Annotated in this window: 17 protein-coding genes; 6 read left to right on the forward strand and 11 right to left on the reverse strand. The window is 68.3% G+C overall.

Annotated elements, in window-relative coordinates; genetic code table 11:
* Positions 1-40: 40 nt before the first annotated feature.
* From CHB77_RS16255 to CHB77_RS16265, 4 genes are all read left to right on the forward strand, one after another.
* Positions 41-1465, forward strand: a complete 1425-nt coding sequence (locus CHB77_RS16255) for a TRAP transporter large permease (protein ID WP_089389266.1) — start codon at positions 41-43, stop codon at positions 1463-1465.
* Positions 1449-2807 (forward strand): amidase, encoded by a 1359-nt coding sequence (locus tag CHB77_RS16260; protein WP_089389232.1) that lies wholly within the window; start codon positions 1449-1451, stop codon positions 2805-2807. The genes CHB77_RS16255 and CHB77_RS16260 overlap by 17 nt, the downstream gene beginning before the upstream one ends.
* 4 nt (positions 2808-2811) lie before the next feature.
* The gene (locus tag CHB77_RS18415; RefSeq protein WP_165456307.1) at positions 2812-2979 is read left to right on the forward strand and encodes a hypothetical protein; all 168 of its coding nucleotides are present in this window, start codon (positions 2812-2814) and stop codon (positions 2977-2979) included.
* Between the two features lie 91 nt (positions 2980-3070).
* The gene (locus tag CHB77_RS16265; protein ID WP_089389233.1) at positions 3071-3466 is read left to right on the forward strand and encodes a VOC family protein; all 396 of its coding nucleotides are present in this window, start codon (positions 3071-3073) and stop codon (positions 3464-3466) included.
* A gap of 19 nt (positions 3467-3485) precedes the next feature.
* Here the strand turns inward: CHB77_RS16265 and CHB77_RS16270 are convergent, their stop codons facing one another.
* Complete coding sequence (locus CHB77_RS16270) at positions 3486-4052, reverse strand: Pycsar system effector family protein (protein WP_207303061.1); 567 nt, start codon at positions 4050-4052, stop codon at positions 3486-3488.
* A 157-nt stretch (positions 4053-4209) separates the two neighbouring features.
* Between CHB77_RS16270 and CHB77_RS16275 the strand changes: the two genes are divergently transcribed.
* A complete protein-coding gene (locus CHB77_RS16275; protein ID WP_165456306.1) occupies positions 4210-7881 on the forward strand; it encodes a TonB-dependent receptor domain-containing protein in 3672 nt (1223 codons plus the stop codon).
* Between the two features lie 10 nt (positions 7882-7891).
* Positions 7892-9697: a CHASE2 domain-containing protein gene (locus CHB77_RS16280; protein ID WP_089389236.1), complete on the forward strand. Its 1806-nt coding sequence runs from the start codon at positions 7892-7894 to the stop codon at positions 9695-9697.
* Between the two features lie 54 nt (positions 9698-9751).
* On the opposite strand, the gene CHB77_RS16285 is transcribed toward CHB77_RS16280, so the two are convergent.
* From CHB77_RS16285 to CHB77_RS16330, 10 genes are all read right to left on the reverse strand, one after another.
* On the reverse strand, positions 9752-10444 hold the full coding sequence (locus CHB77_RS16285) for an RraA family protein (protein WP_089389237.1): 693 nt from the start codon (positions 10442-10444) through the stop codon (positions 9752-9754).
* A complete protein-coding gene (locus CHB77_RS16290; protein WP_089389238.1) occupies positions 10441-11127 on the reverse strand; it encodes an alpha/beta fold hydrolase in 687 nt (228 codons plus the stop codon). Before CHB77_RS16290 ends, CHB77_RS16285 begins: the two co-directional genes overlap by 4 nt.
* A 13-nt stretch (positions 11128-11140) precedes the next feature.
* Positions 11141-12109 carry a cupin domain-containing protein gene (locus CHB77_RS16295; RefSeq protein WP_089389239.1) on the reverse strand — a complete coding sequence of 323 codons (969 nt, stop codon included), beginning with the start codon at positions 12107-12109 and terminating at the stop codon, positions 11141-11143.
* Positions 12110-12145: 36 nt separating this feature from the next.
* Positions 12146-13135 carry a nuclear transport factor 2 family protein gene (locus CHB77_RS16300; RefSeq protein ID WP_089389240.1) on the reverse strand — a complete coding sequence of 330 codons (990 nt, stop codon included), beginning with the start codon at positions 13133-13135 and terminating at the stop codon, positions 12146-12148.
* Entirely contained in the window at positions 13132-14202 is a 1071-nt protein-coding gene (locus tag CHB77_RS16305; RefSeq protein WP_089389241.1) for a LacI family DNA-binding transcriptional regulator, read from the reverse strand. Before CHB77_RS16305 ends, CHB77_RS16300 begins: the two co-directional genes overlap by 4 nt.
* Positions 14203-14206: 4 nt before the next feature.
* A complete protein-coding gene (locus tag CHB77_RS16310; protein ID WP_089389242.1) occupies positions 14207-14971 on the reverse strand; it encodes an SDR family NAD(P)-dependent oxidoreductase in 765 nt (254 codons plus the stop codon).
* The gene (gene hisD / locus CHB77_RS16315) at positions 14971-16281 is read right to left on the reverse strand and encodes a histidinol dehydrogenase (protein ID WP_089389243.1); all 1311 of its coding nucleotides are present in this window, start codon (positions 16279-16281) and stop codon (positions 14971-14973) included. The genes CHB77_RS16310 and hisD overlap by 1 nt, the downstream gene beginning before the upstream one ends.
* Positions 16282-16314: 33 nt before the next feature.
* The gene (locus CHB77_RS16320; protein WP_089389244.1) at positions 16315-16839 is read right to left on the reverse strand and encodes an ester cyclase; all 525 of its coding nucleotides are present in this window, start codon (positions 16837-16839) and stop codon (positions 16315-16317) included.
* A gap of 110 nt (positions 16840-16949) precedes the next feature.
* A complete protein-coding gene (locus CHB77_RS16325; protein WP_089389245.1) occupies positions 16950-18104 on the reverse strand; it encodes a carbohydrate ABC transporter permease in 1155 nt (384 codons plus the stop codon).
* Positions 18104-19126 (reverse strand): carbohydrate ABC transporter permease, encoded by a 1023-nt coding sequence (locus CHB77_RS16330; protein WP_089389246.1) that lies wholly within the window; start codon positions 19124-19126, stop codon positions 18104-18106. The genes CHB77_RS16325 and CHB77_RS16330 overlap by 1 nt, the downstream gene beginning before the upstream one ends.
* Positions 19127-19133: the final 7 nt, after the last annotated feature.

Consider the following 19133-nt stretch of genomic DNA (forward strand, 5'->3'; position numbering starts at 1 on the left):
CCGGTTCATCCCCTGCCATCCGACCTTGGAGTTTCGCGCCGTGACCGATCCGCAGATCGCCTTGTTCATGCTTGGCATCTTCATCTTCTGTGTGTTCCTGGGCTTTCCCATCGCCTTTACGCTGATGGCGATCGGCATCGGGTTCGGCTATTACGCCTATTACGATCCCGGACGCATGTGGCGGTCCTTCAATCGACTGGAGGAGGATGCGGGCCTGTGGGATTCCGTGTCCCTGTGGATCGAGGGGTTGTACAACAACCGCATCTTCGACCTGTTCGTGAACCAGACCTATACGGTCATCTCGAACGAGGTGCTGACCGCGATCCCCTTGTTCCTGTTCATGGGATACATCGTCGAACGCGCCAACATCGTGGACAAGCTGTTCAGCACGCTGGCGGTGGCCACGCGCAACCTGCCCGGCGCGCTTGGGGTGGCGGCGCTCATCACCTGCGCGCTGTTCGCAACCGCCACGGGGATCGTGGGGGCGGTCGTCACGCTGATGGGCCTGCTGGCGCTGCCGCAGATGCTGAAGATGCGCTATAACCACAGCTTCGCGGCGGGTATCATCTGCGCGGGCGGAACCCTGGGCATCCTCATCCCGCCCTCGATCATGCTGATCGTCTATGCCGCCGCATCCGGCGTGTCGATCGTGCGTCTGTACGCGGCGGCGCTGTTGCCGGGCCTGGTTCTGGTCGGCCTGTATTTCGTCTATATCGTGACGCGCGCGATCCTGAACCCGTCGCTGGCCCCCAAGCCTACCGAAGCCGAGGTGCCCAGCGTGCCGTTCGGCAAGCTGATGTGGATGCTGGCCACCAGCTTTCTGCCGCTGGCCATCCTGATCCTGGCGGTGCTGGGATCGATCTTGTTCGGCCTAGCCACCCCGACCGAGGCCGCGTCCATCGGCGCCCTGGGCGGCATCCTGCTGGCCATCGCCTATCGCGCCATGACCTTTGACCGGCTGCGCGAAAGCGTCTATCTGACGGTCCGCACCACGGCCATGGTCTGCTGGCTGTTCGTGGGATCCTATACCTTTTCGGCGGTGTTCAGCTATCTGGGCGGGGAACAGGTCATCGCGGAATTCGTGCAAAGCCTGGATCTGACGCCGATCCAGTTCCTGCTGATCGCACAGCTTATCATCTTCCTGCTGGGCTGGCCGCTGGAATGGTCGGAAATCATCATCATCTTCGTGCCGATCTTCCTGCCGCTGCTGCCGCTGTTCGGGATCGACCCGCTGTTCTTCGGGGTGCTGGTGGCCTTGAACCTGCAAACCAGCTTCCTGACACCTCCCATGGCGATGAGCGCCTATTACCTCAAGGGCATCGCGCCACCCAGCATGAAGCTGACCGAGATCTTCGCGGGCGTGCTGCCCTATTGCGGTCTGGTGCTGATCGCCATGCTGCTGATGTACACCTTTCCGCAGATCGTGTTCAGCCTGCCGGATGCCGTCTATGGCCCGTCGCGCTGACGGTCAGGCCGTGCTGGGGCTGGAGGCGATCGAGATGCGCGACCGCCTGGCCACGGGCGCGCTGAAGGCCGTCGATCTGGTCCGGGCCTGCCTGGACCGGATCGCCGAACTGGAACCCCGGATCGGCGCCTGGGCCTGGATCGACGAAGGCCACGCCCTGGCGCAGGCGCAGCGGCTGGACCAGTGGCGCCAGTCCGGGCGCCCGCTGGGTCCGTTGCACGGCCTGCCGGTCGGTCTGAAGGACATCATCGACACCAAGGGCATCCCGACCGAAAACGGCACCCCCATCGACGCGGGACGCGTCCCCACCGAGGACGCCTGGATCGTCGCCCGGCTGCGCGCGGCGGGCGCGATCATCCTGGGCAAGACGGTCACGACCGAAGGCGCGTTCCTGCATCCGGGCAAGACCCGAAACCCGCACGACCCGGACCATACGCCGGGCGGATCGTCGCAGGGTTCGGCGGCGGCGGTCGCGGCGGGCATGGTGCCGCTGGCGGTGGGCACGCAGACCGGCGGATCGGTGATCCGCCCGGCGGCCTTTTGCGGCATCGTGGGGATGAAACCCAGCTTCGGGGCGATCCCCCGGACGGGCATCCTGATGCAGTCGCCCACGCTGGATACCGTGGGCGTCTTTGCCCGCAGCGTCGCCGACTGCGCCCTGCTGGCCGAGGTTCTGGCCGGCCACGATCCCGCCGATCCCGCGACCCAGCCGCTGCCTCCGCCGCGCCTGCTGGACACGGCCTTGTCGGCCCCGCCCGTCATCCCGGTCTTCGCCTTTCTGAAACCGCCCGGCTGGGACCGGGCCGATTCCCAGACCACCGCTGCCGTGCAGGAACTGTCCACCCTGCTGGGCGATCAGTGCTTCGAGGTGGAGGTTCCCGGCCTGGACGACGCCGCTGCGATCCGCAGGCGGATCAATGTCGCCGAAATGGCCAAATGCTATCACGCCCTGGAACGGCGCGGGCGGGACCGGATGTCGGATGTGCTGCGCACGGCCATGGACGAAGGCAAAGCGGTGCTGGCGCGCGACTACATCGCGGCGCTCGACTGGCGGGCGGTCCTGAACGGGGGGATGGAGCCGGTCTTTGCGCGGTGCGACGCGATCCTGTGCCCGGCGGCGCCGGGGCCTGCGCCGCGCGGGCTGGCGGATACGGGCGATGCGATCTTCAACGGGCTGTGGACGCTGACCGGGATGCCTGCGGTCACGCTGCCGGTGTTCAGGGCCGAAAACGGCCTGCCGATGGGCATCCAGCTGGTCGGGCGGCGCGGCGACGACGCGCGGCTGTTGCGCACGGCCCGCTGGTTGGCGGCCCATCTCGAAACTCTGGAAGCCGAAGGATGACATCATGAACCTGATTATGGCCGTCCTGGCCTTCATTACGCTGGTGGCGTTCCTGGCCATCCTGGTGATCCACGTTCCTCGGGTGGATCTGATCGGCGTCGTCGCCGTCACGGTGGCCCTTGCCGCCTGGGATCTGGTCACGACCTTCCGGCCACGCGGCAAATCCCGCTGACCGGCGCCGTCTGTGCCCCGCGCAAGCCGCTGGCATGGCGCCGGGATCGGGCGTAGGATGATGGCCTGCGCAGGCAGGTGCGGAGTGTGTCATGCAGTTCGATTCCAGCCAGGTTACGGTGATGCTGCCGGTGGTCGATCTTGACCGGGCGCGGGCCTTTTACGAAGGGGCGCTGGCGCTGCCCGCGGGCACCCAACAGCGCGACGGCAAGGTGGTCTATCGCTGCGGCGGAACCAGGATCGCGCTGTTTCCCAAGGATGCGGGAACCAGGGCCGACCACACCGCCCTCAGCTTTCAGGTGGCCGACATCCGTGCCGCCATCGAGGAACTTGAGGCCCGTGGGGTAGTGTTTGCCGATTACGACCTGCCGGGGCTGAAGACGTCCGATCACGTCTGCCTGCTGGGGTCGGAAAAGGCCGCCTGGTTCAGCGACCCGGAGGGCAACATCCTGTGCCTGCACGAAGACCTTTCCGACCCCACCGGATGATTGTTCCGGCGCGGCAAGATCAGCCCGGCGGGCCTGCCGCCAGCAACAGAACATAACAGGCAAGCCAGACCATCAGTCCGCGGAACGCCAGGCCCACCAGGCGGAACTTGCGCCGTGCCAGGGTGGCCAGGTTTTCGACGTTGCGGGCGTATTCGTCGAACAGGAACACCGCATCGCCCGCGTCGCGCGCGGCCAGCAGGCGGCGGCCCTGGTCCGGCCATGCGCCCCAGAACAGCGACGTTCCCTGGGCCAGCTTGCGCGGCAAGACCACGCCCAGCGCCGAAAACAGCGTCAGCAGGACCGCCAGTGCCATGACCCCCGTGATCGCCGCTTGAACGGGCGTGGCATCGCGATAGGCCGCCAGCGAAAAGACGTCGCGCCCTTCCGCCGAGGCCAGCAGAAAGGCGACCATGAAGGTGAACAGATAGGCGGCCTTCTGGTCGGCCGTCTTTATCTGGTCGTAAAAGACGTCGTTGACCTTCTTGAGGTGTTCCCAATAGGGATCGGCGCCCGCGGGGGCCTCGGGCAGGTTGTCCGCCCCCGGCGCATCCGGTCCCGGAGCGTCGGGCATGGGTTCGGATTTCACCGGCGCACCTGCTGAAACTGCAACATTCCGACCAGACCTTACCATGCCCCCGGACGGCGCGGCAACCGTGTCCCATCGTCGAACTGGCGGCTTGACCCATGGCGCGGCCGACCGGATAACAGGACAGGTCGGGTCGTTTTCTTCGGGATCCCTGTTCATGCGTATGCGACTGCCCTGGCATGTGGCCGCGGTCTGTCTGCTGGCCGGTCCGGCCCTCGCGGAACCGATGCTTCGCAGCGCAACCCCTGCGGGATCCGTGATTGCCCGCAAGTCCGGCGAGGAGGTGCGCTTCATCGATCTGGCGGGCTGGACGGCCGTGGAACTGGCCCAGGATCTGCTGGCGGGGGACGTGTTGCGGACCAATGCGACAGGTAATCTTGCGGTGATGTTCGCGGACCGCACGCAGATGCGGCTGGCGCGGAACACCACGATCATCGTCAAGTCCGTGGGCGCGGCGGCCGACAGCGTGTTCGAATTGCAGCGGGGAACCCTGTGGGGCCGGGCCGCGCGTGGCGGGCTGGGCCTGACCGTCGAAACCCCGGCGGCGGCGGCGGCGGTCCGGGGCACCGACTTTGCCCTGACGGTTGATGGCGACCGCACCGTGCTGACCGTTCTGGAGGGGATCGTCGCCCTCGGCAACCCGCAAGGCACGGTCACGGTCCGCCAAGGCGAGGCCGCCGCCGCCCGCATCGGCGAGGCGCCCGCCAGGATCGTCATCACCGACCCGTCGGACCGCGAACAGATGCTGACCTATCTATCGCTGCGTTCGGCCTTTTTCGCGCTGACCCCGTCGCCCTTCCCCCATGCCGTCCTGAGAGCCGAGCGCGACCGCCTTGCGGACCTGCCGCCGGGGGCGCGCAGCCCCGCCGATCACGTCGCCGCGGCCGAGGTAGCCTTTGCGCTTGACGGTGCCGCCGCCGCGCGGACGGCGCTGGCGCTGGCCCGCGCGCGGGTCGCGCGGCTGGATCTGGTCGCGCGGCTGGATCTGGTCGAGGGTCTGATCGCCGCGAACGACCGCCGCTATGGCGACGCGCAGCGGCTGTTGGCGGCGGCGGTGCCGGGACTGGACGCCGACCGCCGGGCCGTGGCCGATCACGCGGCCTATTTCGCCCGCGCCCTGGCCGACCCCACCCGTGTCGAAACGCCCCCGGCCGTTTCCGGAACGCCGTCGGGCGCGCTTGGCCGCGCCTATTTGCAGGCGGTGCTGCTGGACATTCCCGCCGCGCTGGACGACCTGGCGACGGCCGAGGCGCGCTTTCCCGACCAGGCGATCCTGCCTGCCGCCCGCGCGCGGCTGGCCATGCTGGTCGATGACCGCCCCCAGGCGCGGGCGGCCATCGCGCGGGCGCTGGCCATCGATCCGAACGATCCGACCGCCCTGGAGGCCCAGGCTGTCTATCTGTCGGATTTCGAAGGCCGTCACGCCGAGGCCCTGTCCGCTCTGCGTCGGGCGGTCGCCAACGCTCCGGGCGTGGCGTCGCTGTGGAACCAGATCGGGCTGGTGCAGGCCACACGGGGCGCCAACCGCGAGGCCGAGGCGGCGCTGCGGCGCGCGATCGCGTTGCAGCCGATGGACCCGGTGGCCCATGCCAATCTTGCCTTTCTTTACCTGGATCAGGACCGCCCGGCCGAGGCCAAGCCGCTGATCGACCGTGCCCTGGCCCTGGATCCCGCCTTTGACGTGGCGCTGTTCGCGCGGGGCCGCTGGAACCTTCAACGGGGCGATGTCGCCGCCGCGCAGGACGACCTGCTGGCGGGTTCGACGGCCAACCCCGCCTATTCCCAGGGTCTTCTGCTGTTGGCCGCCGCCCATATCGCCGCCGGAGAACGCGACCTGGCGCAACAGGCGCTTGACAACGCCGACCGGCTGGACCCGGACGACCCGGTGGCGGCGCAGGCCGCGGCCTCGCTGGCCATCGACGACTATCGGGCCGACCAGGCCATCGCGGCCGCGCAATCGGCCATGCGCCGCGCACGGGCGCGGGGCGGCGATTTTGCCGGGGCCGAGGCGAACCGCACCGAAGGGTCGCTGCTGAACCAGGCGTTCCGGCTGCAAGGGCTGGAGGCCTGGGGACGATCCTATGGCGAGTCGGTGTTCGACCCCTTCGACGGCGCAAGCCTGATCGACCAGGCGGTGTCGGGCAGCGTGCTTCCGGTCGCCTCGGATCTGAGCCATGGCGGGAACGTCGCCGAGCCGCTCCCCGACCCGTCGGGCTTTTCCGGCCTGTTCCAGGGGCTGCTGCTGTCGCCCGGCATCCTGGCGGGCCGCGAACGCGGCAACGACGTGGTGCGCCGTCCCTTCGTGGAAGCCACGCTGGGATTTGGAACGGTCGTCACCGATGCCGAGGCCCGCAGCACCCGCAGCCTGGAATTGCAGGGATTCGGCAATCGTCCCGTTCCGGCCAGCGGCTATCTGCTGGTTGAACAGGACGGGCTGGCGGACAGCCGCAGTTGGCGCGAACCCGGATCGGCGATCCCGCTGTCGCGATTCGATCTGGACGACCGCGTCAGGTCGGGGTTGGCCTATGCGACGGCCAGCGTCACCCCCGACGACCGCGTCGTCTTCTACGCCCAGACGGCCCGCGACACATCCCGGATCGGCAATGGCCTGATCCTTGTGGACCAGCCGCTGCTGCCCTTTGACGCGATCCTGTTCGACCGCAGCCGCAACACCCGCCTGGATCGCGCAGGCCTGGGCTGGAGCCACAGCTTCGGCTGGCAGAACGTGGTCGAGGCGGCGGTTTTCGGGACGCGGGCCGAACAGCGGACGGGGGAAACCGGCCTTCTCGCCTCTCTGGCGGCGGGGGGAATCCTGGGCCTGCGCGACATCACCGCCGACACGCGGCAAAGCACACGCATGGCGGCCCTTGGCTGGCGCCTGGGCCGCGGGCCATGGGTGCTGCGCGCCGGGGCCGAAGCGGGCCGCGTCACGGCATCGCGGTCCCGCAAGGACATCACCATCGTCGGCCCCCTCTCCAGCGTCACCCGCGACGGCCGCAGCCAGTCCTTTGATGCGGCGCGGGCCTGGGCCAACGTGAACGTGGATCTTCGTCCCGGCCTGTCGGCCGAGATGGGCGCGATTGCCCTGCGCCTTGACGGCGACCTGAACGTGTCCCGGCTGGATCCGCGCATCGGCGTTTCGTGGCGCCCGGCGGACGGGCACTGGCTGCGCGCGGCCTGGATCGCCGAAACCGCCGGCACCGGCGACACGACGCTGGCCCCGATCGGCATTCTGGCCATGCAGCCTGCCCGGATGCCCCTGGATCCCGGCGGGCACGCCGAAACCGCGATCCTGCGATGGGATGCGGAATGGACCGACCGTCTGTTCACGACGGTGGATGTGCAGCGCCAGCGGTTTACCGGCATTTCGGTCCCGATCCCGACCGGCCTTGACTGGATCGACGTGGCCGAAGGGCGGTTTGACCGGATCGCGGCCACCCTGAACTACAAGCTGCCGCAGGGGATCGGCCTTTTCGCGACGATCGCCCGGAACGAAAGCCGCAACGACGATCCCGCCAGTCCGACCTTTGGCAAGGCCCTGCCCTTCGTTCCCGACAGCGCAGCCCGTCTGGGCCTGACCTGGGTGCATCCGGCCAACATCCGCGCCACACTGTCGGCCATCTGGATCGGGCCGCGGATCGGGGACGAGACCGGCGGGCGCGTGGACGGCGTGTGGACGGCCGATCTGGGGGCGGTCTGGGAATCCTCCGATCAGCGTTTCCTGGCCGAGCTGAACCTGTGGAACCTGCTGGACGAACCCTTCGAGGTCGCCCCCGGCATCCGAGGAGCGGGGCGGACCATCGAAGCCTCGCTTCGCATCCGGTTCTGACGGTACCGGCATGGCGGCCTCTGCCCGGCCCTGGTGGACGGATCCGCGCGGCGCGGGGCCGGCGGCCGCACGCGGGCGACGCGCGGGGCTTGCCGCGCTTGCGGTCTGTGCGGCCGTGGCGGGCAGCCTCCTGTCACGATTGCCCGCTTGGCAGCTTCTGGAACTGCGGGTCTTCGACCACCTTTCGATGATCGCCCCGCCGCCCCGGCCCGCCGACGCCCCGCTGGTCGTCGCCATCGACGAGCCGTCGTTTTCCGAGATCGGGCAGCAATGGCCCTGGCCGCGCGACATCCATGCGCGGCTGGTGACGGCCCTGCGCGATGCCGGGGCGCGGACCATCGCCCTGGATCTGGTGTTCGCCGATCCGTCGGAACCGGAGGCCGACGCCGCGCTGGCCGCCGCGCTTGGGCCGGACACGGTGCTGGCCGCCGACGAACGCGTTCTGGAAACCCCGCAGGCCATCCAGCTTTTGCGGATCGACCCGCGTGCCGGGCTGCTGGCCGGGGGCGCGGTCGCGGGCGTGTCCACCATTCCTCTGGACCGCGACGGCACGGCGCGCCGCCTTCCCCCGCAGGCCGACACGCTGGCCCGCGCCGTGCTGGCGGCGCGGCAGGGTCCGGCGGCACCGGCCACCCCGCCGGGGGCCATGATTCAGTTCTATGGCCCGGCGCGCAGCATGCCGACGGTATCCTATTACCAGGCGCTCGATCCCGTGGCCTTTCTGCCGCCGGGCCTTTTCCAAGGTCGCGACGTGATCGTGGGATTCAGCCTTCAGGCGGCGCCGGCGGCGGATCAAGGCGGCGGCGACGCCTTCGCGACCCCGGCGACGGTGCGGTCCGGGGCCTTGGTCGCGGGGGCCGAAATTCACGCCACCCTGGTCGCAAATCTGGCCGCCGGGGACTGGATCCGGCCCGCAGGCCCCAGGTCGCGGGCGGGCGCGATCGGCGGGGCGGCGCTGCTGGCGCTGACGCTGCTGTGGCCAGGGGGGCGGCGATGGCAGATCCTGTCGCTGTTCCTGGGCCTTGCCGCCGTGCCGCTGGCCTGCTGGCTGGCCTTGCGGCTGGGGCGCCTGTGGCTGCCGCCGCTGGCGCCGATGGCGGTCCTTGTCGGGACGGCGGCGGGACAGACCCTGCGCGACGTGGTGGCCGAACGGCGCCTGCGCGCCGGGCTGATCCGCGCCTTTGCCCATTACCTGGCACCCGCGCTTGTCGAACGGCTGGCGGCCGATCCGGGCGCCTTGCGGCTGGGCGGCGAAAGCCGGGAAATCACGGTGCTGTTCTGCGACATCCGCGGCTTTACCACCCTGGCCGAACAGTTGCAGCCCCAGCCCGAGCGGCTGACCATGATCCTGCACCGCCTGATGGAGCCGTTGTCCCAGGCCGTCTTGGCCGAAAACGGCACGATCGACAAATATATCGGCGACTGCCTGATGGCTTTCTGGAACGCGCCGCTGGATGTTCCCGACCATGCCGCGCGCGCCGTCGCCGCCGGACGGCGCATGATCGACGCCGTTGCCGCCTTGAACGTCGAATTCGCGCGCGAAGGCATGGCCCCCCTGTCGGTGGGCATCGGCATCAACACCGGAACCTGCATCGTGGGCAACATGGGTTCAGGCGCCCGCTTTGACTATTCGGCGATCGGCGACGCCGTGAATCTGGCTGCCCGGCTGGAGGGGCTGACCAAGGATCTGGGGGTGCCGCTTATCATGGGGCAGGCGACGGCGGTCGCGCTGGGGCCGACGGCGGCGGTTCGCCCGCTGGACGCCGTAAGCGTCCGGGGCCGCTCGACGCCGACCCGAATCTTTGCCCTTGCATAAGGATCGCGCGGCTTTCCGTCCCGTCACGACCCTTGGGCAGCAGGGCGCGGGCGGTCAGGTGCGCGCGGCCTCGAATGCGGCCCATGCCCTTTCGAAGGCCTGAAGATCAAAGCCCTCGGCCCGCGCCGGTTCCAGCACCAGTTTTTCCGTTGCCAGCAATCTGGCCACCGACGCGGCCAGCACGGGCACGATGTCCGGCGGCACGACGACCGCGCCGTGGCGGTCGGCATGGACCAGATCGCCCTGATGCACCGTCAGCCCCATGACCCGGACCGGCTGGCCCAGGCTGCGGACATGCACATGCCCGTGGCTGGGACCGATGCTGCCCGCGATCACCGGGAAATCCGGTGGCAGGTCGTCCAGATCCCGCACCACGCCGTTGGTCAGCGCCCCCGACAGGCCGAAACCCTTGTGGACGGTGGTGTTGATCTCGCCCCAGAAGGCGCCGATGCAGTTCGGGTAATCCAGATCCTCGATCACCGCGACCGAGGGGTTCGGCGCCCCGGCCATGCCGCGGTAATAGTCCATGCGCCGGGCACGGATCGTATCAGACGCCTCGGTCGGCGGGGCTAGGGCCGCGATCTGGGCGGTCACGGCGTGGCCCACGACGCGGCGGCCCGGTTCGGTGCAGACCATCGTGCCGCGGGTGAAGTCCGCAAAACCGCGGCGGCCCTGGGCGACCTCGATCGCGTTGCAGACGGTGGGGGTATCGACCCGGCGCAGCAGGTCCAGAAGGTCGGGGGTCATGCATCCTCCAGCCAGCGGCGCAGGGCCGCCAGGGTTTCAACGGGGCGTTCCAGGGGCGGCAGGTGGCCCGCCCCGTCGATCACCACCAGCCGCGACTGCGGCATCAGCGCGTGCATCAGGTCGTGCCAGTCCATCGGGCACAGCCGGTCGTCCGCCCCCGTCAGGACCAGGGCGGGACCGTCGAACCCGGCCAGGGCCGCCTGCCGGTCGGCGCGGTCGCGCAGGGCCAGCGACTGCCGTTCGAACACATCCGGCCCCAGCGACAGCGCCATGTCCACGCACAGGTCGGCAAGGGCGTCGCTGTCCTGCGCCAAATAATGCGGTATCAGTTCGTCGCGCATCACCCGTTCCAGCCCCTGCGCGCGGGCACGGGCGATCTGGGGGGCGCGGCGGGTCTGAACCTCGGGCAACTCGGCGCGCGGGTTGGTGTCCAGCAGGGCCAGCCGGTCGATCCGGCCGGGTTGGCGGGCCAGCATCTCCATCGCGACGATGCCGCCCATGGACAGCCCGGCCAGGGCAAAGTGCGGCGGGGCGGCGGCCAGGATCGCATCGGCGATCCCGGCCATGCTGTCCGCCCCCACGGGCAGGGCGTGATGGATGGGACGCGGATCCAGGGCGTCGGGGATGGCGCCCCACATCCGCGCGTCGCACATCATGCCGGGGATCAGCACCAGGGCCAGCATCAGGCCAACCGTGTCACAGCAGCCGCCCGGTCGCGCCCGCCGGATCCTGGGTGTTCATCACCCGGTACAGCGACGCCTCGCCCGTCATGGACGGCGCCAGCGCATGTTCCAGGCCCGGCGGGATGGCGGCGGTGTCGCCGGGGTTCAGCGTGGTCGTGCCGCCCGCCCAGGTCAGCCGCCAATGCCCGCGCATCGGCATCAGCACCTCGTGCCGGTCCAGGGCATAGGGGGTGTCGGGGATCGAGTTGCGCGACAGGAACTCGACATCGAATCCGGGCCGGTCGCGCAGGATCCCCTCGGCGCCGATGACCTTGGCGGGCTGGCGGTCCGACAGCGCCATCAGATCCCAATACCGGGCAACGCAGTTCGGAATGACCTCGGCGGTTGTGGGTTCGGGAAAGGACTGAAGCTGGTCGTCGTCCAGCAGCGGCATGGGCTGCATGCCTTCGGGCAGGGACTGGCCCTTCTTGCTGTCGTACAGGCGGCCGTTTTCGCCCAGGACCAGGCCGTAGTCCTTGGCGTCGGTGATGACCTGCGGCGCCCAGACCACGCCGCCCCCGGCGTCGTCGCCGCCCAGGATCGCCATAATCATGCCGTAATCGGTGCCGACGTTTTCAAAGGCGCGGAAGATGCCGGTGGGGATGTTGAAGATGTCGCCTTCCTCGGCGATGAATTCGCCCGCCGTGCCCCAGCGGCCCCAGAAGAACCGCCACCGGCCCTTCAGGACGAAGAACACCTCGGCGCTGTGGTGCGAATGCAGGCTGTTGCGGCAGTTCGGCGGCTGGCCCGCCGCGCCGATGTTGAAGCCCGGCGTTTCGCGCAGGTGGACATGCTGGTCGGGGGATTCGCTGACGCCCCCGCCGATGATGGTGAAGTTCTCCTTGCGGTCGGAACCGGGGGTATGGGCGTCGATGAAGGCGGTCTTGCAGGGTTGCAGATCGCCATAGCGGACGATCCGCTGTTCCATCTGTTCGGGGGTCATCGCATATTCTCCTTGAGGGATTTCCGCAGGGGGTCGTCAGACCGCCCCGGTCGCCAGCAGGATCTGTTTCCAGACGGCGGTTTCGTCATACAGCGTCCATTCCCGGCGCAGGCTGACGCCGTTCGTGCCGAAGGGGCCGAATTCGGCATGGGTCATGCCCAGCACATAAACCTCGGCCCCCGTGGGCGTGCCGAAGGCGCCCCAGCCGCTGTGGCGTCCGTGCAGGCTCCACCGGATGGCGGCGCGGGGCGGCATCATCGGGTCGTCGCGGCCGATCACGTGGTGGATGGCGAAGGCCGCATCCGGGAAGGCCGCGCGCAGCCCCAGCCAGAAGCGGTCGGCATCCGGCCAGCCGTGGCCGGTGACGCCGCCGGGATATTCCAGTTGCGCGGCGCGGTCGTATTGGGTGCCGATCACGGTGAAGTCGGCGTTCATGATGCGCGTCACGACGTCGGCCAGACGCGCGCCCCATTCGTTGTCGTTGCCGCGCCCCGTATAGGGGCCCTGGATGTCATTGGCGGGGGTCAGCGGCTTGACGCATCTGTCCGGCCCGCCTTCGCGCGCGATCTGGTCGCGGGCGAAGTCCACCGGGTCCCAGCCCATCTGGCGCACGATGGCGCCCTGGTCGCGGATCAGCCATTCGTCGTTGATCTGGTTGTCGATAGCATGGCAGTCGGCGATGATGCGATAGGACAGCTTGCGCCCGGTGGCCTTGCCATAGGCGCCGTCTCCGCTATGGGTCGCCGTGGACAGCAGCCGATGCGAGGACAGCATCCCCTCCTCGGGGGTGCCGCACCAGATCACGTCCTCGCCCAGCAGGGTGCGGTCGGGAAACTCGGACAGCGTCGCCATGGTCGCGCCAATGACGCCGGCGTTGCCCCGGACGACCGAAGCGGGGGACCGCACCAGGATGTCGGGGGCATAGTAATGGTGCAGCGTGGCGATGCCGCGGTCTTCCCAGATCTCCTTCGTGATGCCGATGATGTAATCGGGAAAGTCGCGGAATTTCGGGTCGAAGCCTTTCATCTGTCCTTGTCCTTGTGGTTGTTCCTGTCGCGAACCGAGCCGCGTTGGATCAGCGTGCCGTCGATGCGGATCGTGTGGGGGTCGTGATCGCCCTCGATCTGGCCCAGAATCAGGTCGACCGTGGCATCGACCATGCGCCGCACCGGCTGGCGGATGGTGGTCAGGTCATAAGCGGGCCAGGATGCCAACGGCACGTCGTCATAGCCCACCACCGACACCTCGCCCGGCACGTCCAGCCCCAGTTCAAAGCGCAGCACGTCCATGACCGCGAAGGCCATGTGGTCGTTGCCGACGAAGACCGCATCGGGCCGGTCGCCAGAATCGAAGGGGGCGCCGAACAGGTCGCGCGTGGCCTGGGCCGCCGTGTCGCGCGAAAACATGCCGTCGATCATCGCCACGGGCGCCAGCCCCGCGTCCGCCAGGGCATTGCTGAATCCTTGCGCGCGATCGCGCCCGGTGGACGCGCCCTGCCAGCCCATCACATGCGCGATGCGGCGGTGGCCGGTGGCAATCAGATGACAGGCGGCGGCATGGCCCCCCGCGATGTTGTCGCTGGTGACTTCGGACAGGCGCGGATCGGCCTGGCCGCGGTTGAACATCACCACCGGAATGCCCGCGGCGTCGCAGCGCGTGGTCAGGTCGTTGGTCATTGCCACGGATGCGGTGATGATGCCGTCGACCTGGTAATCCAGCAGTTCGGCCATCACTTCGCTGACACCCTCGGTCGCATTCGAGGCCATGAAGACCAGGACGTGATAGCCCTTGGCCTGAAGCGCGCGCGACAGCAGCTCCAGGGCGACGGGATAGAACTGGTTTTCCAGATAGGCGACCACCAGCCCGATGATCCGGGTGCGGCCGGTAATCAGGCTGCGGGCCAGCACGTTGGGGCGATAGCCCAGTTGCTCGGCGGCGGCGCGGACCTTGGCCGTGGTCGCCTTGCTGGCCGAGGCGCCGGGCGTGAAGACCCGGCTGACCGCCGACTGGCTGACGCCCGCGAGCCGCGCCACGTCCTGCGCGGTCACGCGGTCGGGGGCCTTGGCGTCGGGGCTGTGGGTCGCATCGGTCATCGCCTCACTCCGCCGTCCAGCCGCCGTCGACCATCAGCGCCGCGCCCGTCACCAGGGCGGATGCGTCCGAGGCCAGGAACACCACCGGTCCCATCACATCCTCGATCTCGCCGACCCGGCCCAGGGCGATCTTGGACAGGATCCAGGCGCGGCGGTCGGGGTCGCGCAGGGTCTGTTCGGCCAGGGGCGTGCGGATGAAGGTCGGGCACAGCGTGTTGACGCGGATGCCGTGCGGGCCCCATTCGATCGCCATGGATTTCGTCATGCCTTCCAGGGCGTGTTTCGATGCGGCATAGACCGCCCGGTCCGGTCCGCCGACATGGCCCATCTGGGACGACACGTTGATGAGGCTGCCAGGCCGCCCGGCGGCGATCAGGCCGCGCGCGACCTCCCTTGTCAGGAAATAGGCCGCGCGCAGGTTCAGGCCCAGGACGGCGTCGTAATCGGCAGGGGTGGTGTCAAGCGCGGGCGCATGGCGCGCCAACCCGGCGGAATTGACCAGGATGTCGAAAGGGCCGTTAGCTGTCACGACATCCCGCGCCGCGTCCAGATCCGCGATGTCCAGCCCCAATGCCGTGGCCCGCCCGCCCGCCGCCCCCACCGCATCCGCCGCCCTTTGCAGATCGGCCAGGCCGCGCGCCACCATCGTCACCCGCGCGCCCGCCCCCGCCAGGGCCGCCGCCGCCGCAAGCCCAATGCCGCTCGAGGCCCCCGTCACAAGCGCGTGGCGGCCGTCAAGGCGAAAGGACGGGGTGCGCGGCAGGTCCATCATTCCGCCGCCGTGCCGTAGGCGACGTTCCGTCCTCCATAACGGCGCACGCGGATGTTGCACTGTTCCGCATGGCCGACGAACCCTTCCAACATGCACAGCCGCGAACCATAGGCGCCGACCAGGGCGGCCGCGTCATCGGTGGTGATCCGCTGATAGCTGTGCGTCTTGAGGAACTTGCCCACCCACAGCCCGCCGGTATAGCGCCCGGCCTTTTTCGTGGGCAGCGTATGGTTGGTGCCGATCACCTTGTCGCCGTTGGCCACGTTGGTGCGCGGTCCCAGGAACAGCGCGCCATAGCTGTGCATGTGTTCCAGGAACCAGTCGTCGCGGTCGGTCATCACCTGCACATGTTCGGACGCGATGGCATTCGCCTGCTCCAGCATCTCGTCGTATGTGTCGCAGACGATCACCTCGCCATAGTCGCGCCAGCTGGCGGCGGCGGTATCGCGCGTGGGCAGGATTTGCAGCAACCGGTCGATCTCGGCCAAAGTGCCTTCCGCCAGCTTGCGGCTGTTGGTCAGCAGGACAGCAGGGGAATTGTAGCCGTGTTCGGCCTGGCCCAGCAGGTCGGTCGCGCACAGTTCCGCATCCACGGTGTCGTCGGCGATCACCATGGTTTCGGTCGGGCCGGCGAACAGGTCGATGCCAACGCGGCCGTAAAGCTGGCGCTTGGCCTCGGCCACGAAGGCGTTGCCGGGGCCGACCAGCATGTCCACGGGGGCGATGGTCTGCGTGCCGATGGCCATGGCGCCCACGGCCTGCATGCCCCCCAGCACCAGGATCTCGTGCGCGCCGCCCAGATGCATAGCGGCGACAATGGCCGGATGCGGCGCGCCCTGAACCGGCGGGGCCGAGGCAACGATGCGCGGCACCCCCGCCACCGAGGCCGTCAGCACCGACATGTGGGCCGACGCCACCATCGGGAACTTGCCGCCCGGCACATAGCAGCCGACCGACTGCACCGGGATGTTGCGGTGGCCCAGGGTCACGCCCGGCAAGGTCTCGACCTCGATATCCGTCATGCTGGCCCGCTGAGCCTGGGCGAAGCGGCGGATCTGGTCCTGGGCAAAACGGATGTCGTCCATGTCGCGGGGGCTGACCTGCTGCATCGCGGCCTGGATTTCGGAATCGGTCAGGCGGAAGGACGGCGGGTCGTATGTGTCGAACTTCACCGACAGGTCGCGCACGGCGGCATCGCCGCGCGTTTCGATGTCCTTCAGCACGGTTTCGACCGTGGCGCGGACGCGGGCGTCATCCTCGGCCCGCTGGTCCTCGGGCTTGCCGCGCTTGAGATGGGTGATCGTCATGGGAAAACTCCGTCCTTCCTGTGGCCGCTTGCGTCAGGGCTGCGGCGGCGTCTTTTCGCCCCGGTCAAAGGTTTCCCAGCCGTGGCCGCCAAAGCAGTCCACGCCCAGCTGCGCCATCACATGCGGGAAATCGACCATCACCCAGTTGTCGACGATCCGGCCGTCCTGGACCTTCCAGAAATCCATATAGCGGATCTCGACCCGCTTGCCGGTCGCGGGGATGCCCATGAATTCGCCGGCATGGGTGGCCTCCTGCCGGCCAAAAGCCGCGGCCCATTCGCCCATGTACAGCCGCGCCTCGTCGATGCAGGTCTTGTCCTTGAAGGCGGCCTGGAAGGGTTTCTGCCAGTTGTCCTGGAATTCGCGCAGGCCATGCTTGGTGCCGCAGCCCTGGTTGCCCAGCCAGCGGAAATTCTCGGCAAAGAATTCGCCGATGTCGGTGATGCGGTGGTCGTTCAACCCGTCCACCATGCCTTCGATCACGGCGCGGGTTTCGGCGGTCTTGGTCATGTCCGTGTCGCGGGTCAGCACGGCCTGTTCGGGGCGAGAGCCTTTCATGGCTTTGTCCTTTCGAAATCGGGATCACATATCGGGGCGTCGGGGACGCAGGCCACGGATATGGTCGCGCGGCAGGCGGCAGAAGGCCGGGTGCGGGATCGGATAGCGGATCATCCCTTGACCGCCCCCTGGGTCAAGCCGCTGACGATCTGGCGCTGGAACACCATCACCAGCAGGAACAGGGGCGCGGTGATCGACACGGCGGCGGCGACGGCCTGCACCTGGTCGGTGGTGGTCGTCTCGCGGTTGAAGAAGCTGGCGATGGCCGGAACCATGGTCATGTTCGACTGGTCCAAGAGCAGCGAGGTCACAAGGAAGTCGTTGTAGCCCAGAAGGAAGCTGAACAGCCCGGTGGTGATGATACCCGGCCACATCACCGGCATGATCACCCAGCGGAAGGCCTGGAAATGGGTGCAGCCGTCGACGCGCGCGGCCTCGTCCAGGTCCGCCGGGATGTTCAGAAAGAACGACCGCAGCATCCAGATCGTGAAGGGCTGGTTGATCGCCACCAGTACCGCGATCACCGCCAGCGGCTGGCCGTACAGCGTGGGGGCGTTGTCGCCCAGGATCGGGCGCAGGATCTCGGCCGAGTTGATGAAGACCGGCAGATAGCCCGTCACCAGCACCGAATGCGGCAGGGCGCGAAAGATCAGCGCCAGGATCAGCAGCCAGAAGGCGATGTTGGACCCCGACCGCGCCAGGGCATAGCCCGCCAGTGTCCCGCAGGTCAGCGAGATTACCGTGACCCCCAGCGTCACCTGCATGGAATTGAGGAAGTTCTGCCAGAAATCCCGCCCGATCCAGACGGACCGGTAATGTTCGGCGGTGAACCCGATCAGCGGGTCCAGCCCCAGGGCGCCGTTCAATGCGCCCAGCAGGGCGGGCAGCACGAAGACCCCCCCGATCCAGACCCCCAGGACCACCGCCATGAGGCCGATCAGCCAGCCCAGGACGCGCACCCCGAACAGCGACAGCGACGGCACCGCACGGGGCAGCCAGCGCATCGCCGCCCGGCCCGCCGCCAGCAGGAACAGCCCGTATCCCAGCAGGTCCAGGATCGTCAGCCCCTTGCCCGCCGCCAGCGTGCGCGGGCCGAAGATCACCTCCAGCGGGCCGTCGGCAAAGGCGTCCAGCGGCACCTTGACGCTCATCATGGTGATCCAGAAGATCGGGAAGGCCGCGACCAGCAGCCACAGCGACAATGCCGAAGCCGAGGTCAGGCGCAGCCACAGCGGCTGACGCAGGGCGCGGATCGTGGCGGCCATCAGCGGGTTTCCCTGTGCTGGCGCCAGGTGTGGCGCAAAAGCGGGATCAGCAGGATCACGATGCCGATCATCGTCAGCATCGACGAGGCGGATGCCCGGTTGATCGCCCGGTTCCCGGTGTTGTCCGGCATCAACAGGTCATAGGTAAGGTATTGCAGCGAGATCACATAAGCCTCGGACCTAAAGCCGATCACCTCCTCGAACACGCGATAGGCGTCCATCAGATGGATCAGCGCGACAAAGACGATCAGCGGCATCAGGTGCGGGATCACGATATAGCGCAGCCGTTGCAGGCGCGACGCGCCGTCGATCAGCGCGGCCTCGACCGCGTCCTTGTTCACGCCCTGAAGCCCGGCATAGAAGATGACAAAGGCGAAGGGCGCGACATGCCAGACGCGATAGAACATCATCAAAAGCTCGATCGTCCAGGCCTGCGCGAACATGAAGATATCGCGCCCCGACCAGTGTTCCAGCAGCCGCGTCAGGATGCCGTCGCCCACGAACAGCCAGCGGATCGCCAGGGCGCCGATGACGGGCGTGATGATAAAGGGCAGCAGCGTCACGAAAATCACCGGGCCGCGCACCGCGCGGGTGACGTTGTTGACCGCCAGCGCCAGCCCCAGCCCCACGACCAGGATCAGCGGCAGGGTGATGAGGGTGAAATACAGCGTGAAGCGCAGCGCCCTCCAGAAATCGATGGCCAGAAGCCCATCCAGGTTCAGGCTGCCCAGGGACGCCAGCGCCCGGCCCGGTTCCACCAGCGTGGCATAGTTGTCCAGACCAACAAAGCGGGTCTGGGTGACGATGGCGCCGTTTTCGTCCAGCACCGGCTGGCGGCGGGTTTCCTGGATGCAGTTCTGGCCCACAAAGCTGGGGGTGCAGGTTTCGACCGTGACGGATTCGATCACCGGCTGGGTCAGGGTAAAGCTCTGCACCAGCACCGAGACCAGCGGAAAGGCGATGAAGACCAGCATCATCGCCACCGACGGGGCGACGAACCAGGCGAATGTCCGTGTGCGCATGATGCTG

The organism is Paracoccus sediminis (genome assembly GCF_900188295.1).
Classification (GTDB): Bacteria; Pseudomonadota; Alphaproteobacteria; order Rhodobacterales; family Rhodobacteraceae; genus Paracoccus; species Paracoccus sediminis.

Bases quoted from the DNA above. Each gene is read 5' to 3' on its own strand.
- CHB77_RS16260 (WP_089389232.1), top strand. From the start codon at position 1,449: ATGGCCCGTCGCGCTGACGGTCAGGCCGTGCTGGGGCTGGAGGCGATC.
- CHB77_RS18415 (WP_165456307.1), top strand. From the start codon at position 2,812: ATGAACCTGATTATGGCCGTCCTGGCCTTCATTACGCTGGTGGCGTTC.
- CHB77_RS16265 (WP_089389233.1), top strand. From the start codon at position 3,071: ATGCAGTTCGATTCCAGCCAGGTTACGGTGATGCTGCCGGTGGTCGAT.
- CHB77_RS16275 (WP_165456306.1), top strand. From the start codon at position 4,210: ATGCGTATGCGACTGCCCTGGCATGTGGCCGCGGTCTGTCTGCTGGCC.
- CHB77_RS16280 (WP_089389236.1), top strand. From the start codon at position 7,892: ATGGCGGCCTCTGCCCGGCCCTGGTGGACGGATCCGCGCGGCGCGGGG.
- CHB77_RS16285 (WP_089389237.1), bottom strand. From the start codon at position 10,444: ATGACCCCCGACCTTCTGGACCTGCTGCGCCGGGTCGATACCCCCACC.
- CHB77_RS16290 (WP_089389238.1), bottom strand. From the start codon at position 11,127: ATGCTGGCCCTGGTGCTGATCCCCGGCATGATGTGCGACGCGCGGATG.
- CHB77_RS16295 (WP_089389239.1), bottom strand. From the start codon at position 12,109: ATGACCCCCGAACAGATGGAACAGCGGATCGTCCGCTATGGCGATCTG.
- CHB77_RS16300 (WP_089389240.1), bottom strand. From the start codon at position 13,135: ATGAAAGGCTTCGACCCGAAATTCCGCGACTTTCCCGATTACATCATC.
- CHB77_RS16305 (WP_089389241.1), bottom strand. From the start codon at position 14,202: ATGACCGATGCGACCCACAGCCCCGACGCCAAGGCCCCCGACCGCGTG.
- CHB77_RS16310 (WP_089389242.1), bottom strand. From the start codon at position 14,971: ATGGACCTGCCGCGCACCCCGTCCTTTCGCCTTGACGGCCGCCACGCG.
- hisD (WP_089389243.1), bottom strand. From the start codon at position 16,281: ATGACGATCACCCATCTCAAGCGCGGCAAGCCCGAGGACCAGCGGGCC.
- CHB77_RS16320 (WP_089389244.1), bottom strand. From the start codon at position 16,839: ATGAAAGGCTCTCGCCCCGAACAGGCCGTGCTGACCCGCGACACGGAC.
- CHB77_RS16325 (WP_089389245.1), bottom strand. From the start codon at position 18,104: ATGGCCGCCACGATCCGCGCCCTGCGTCAGCCGCTGTGGCTGCGCCTG.
- CHB77_RS16330 (WP_089389246.1), bottom strand. From the start codon at position 19,126: ATGCGCACACGGACATTCGCCTGGTTCGTCGCCCCGTCGGTGGCGATG.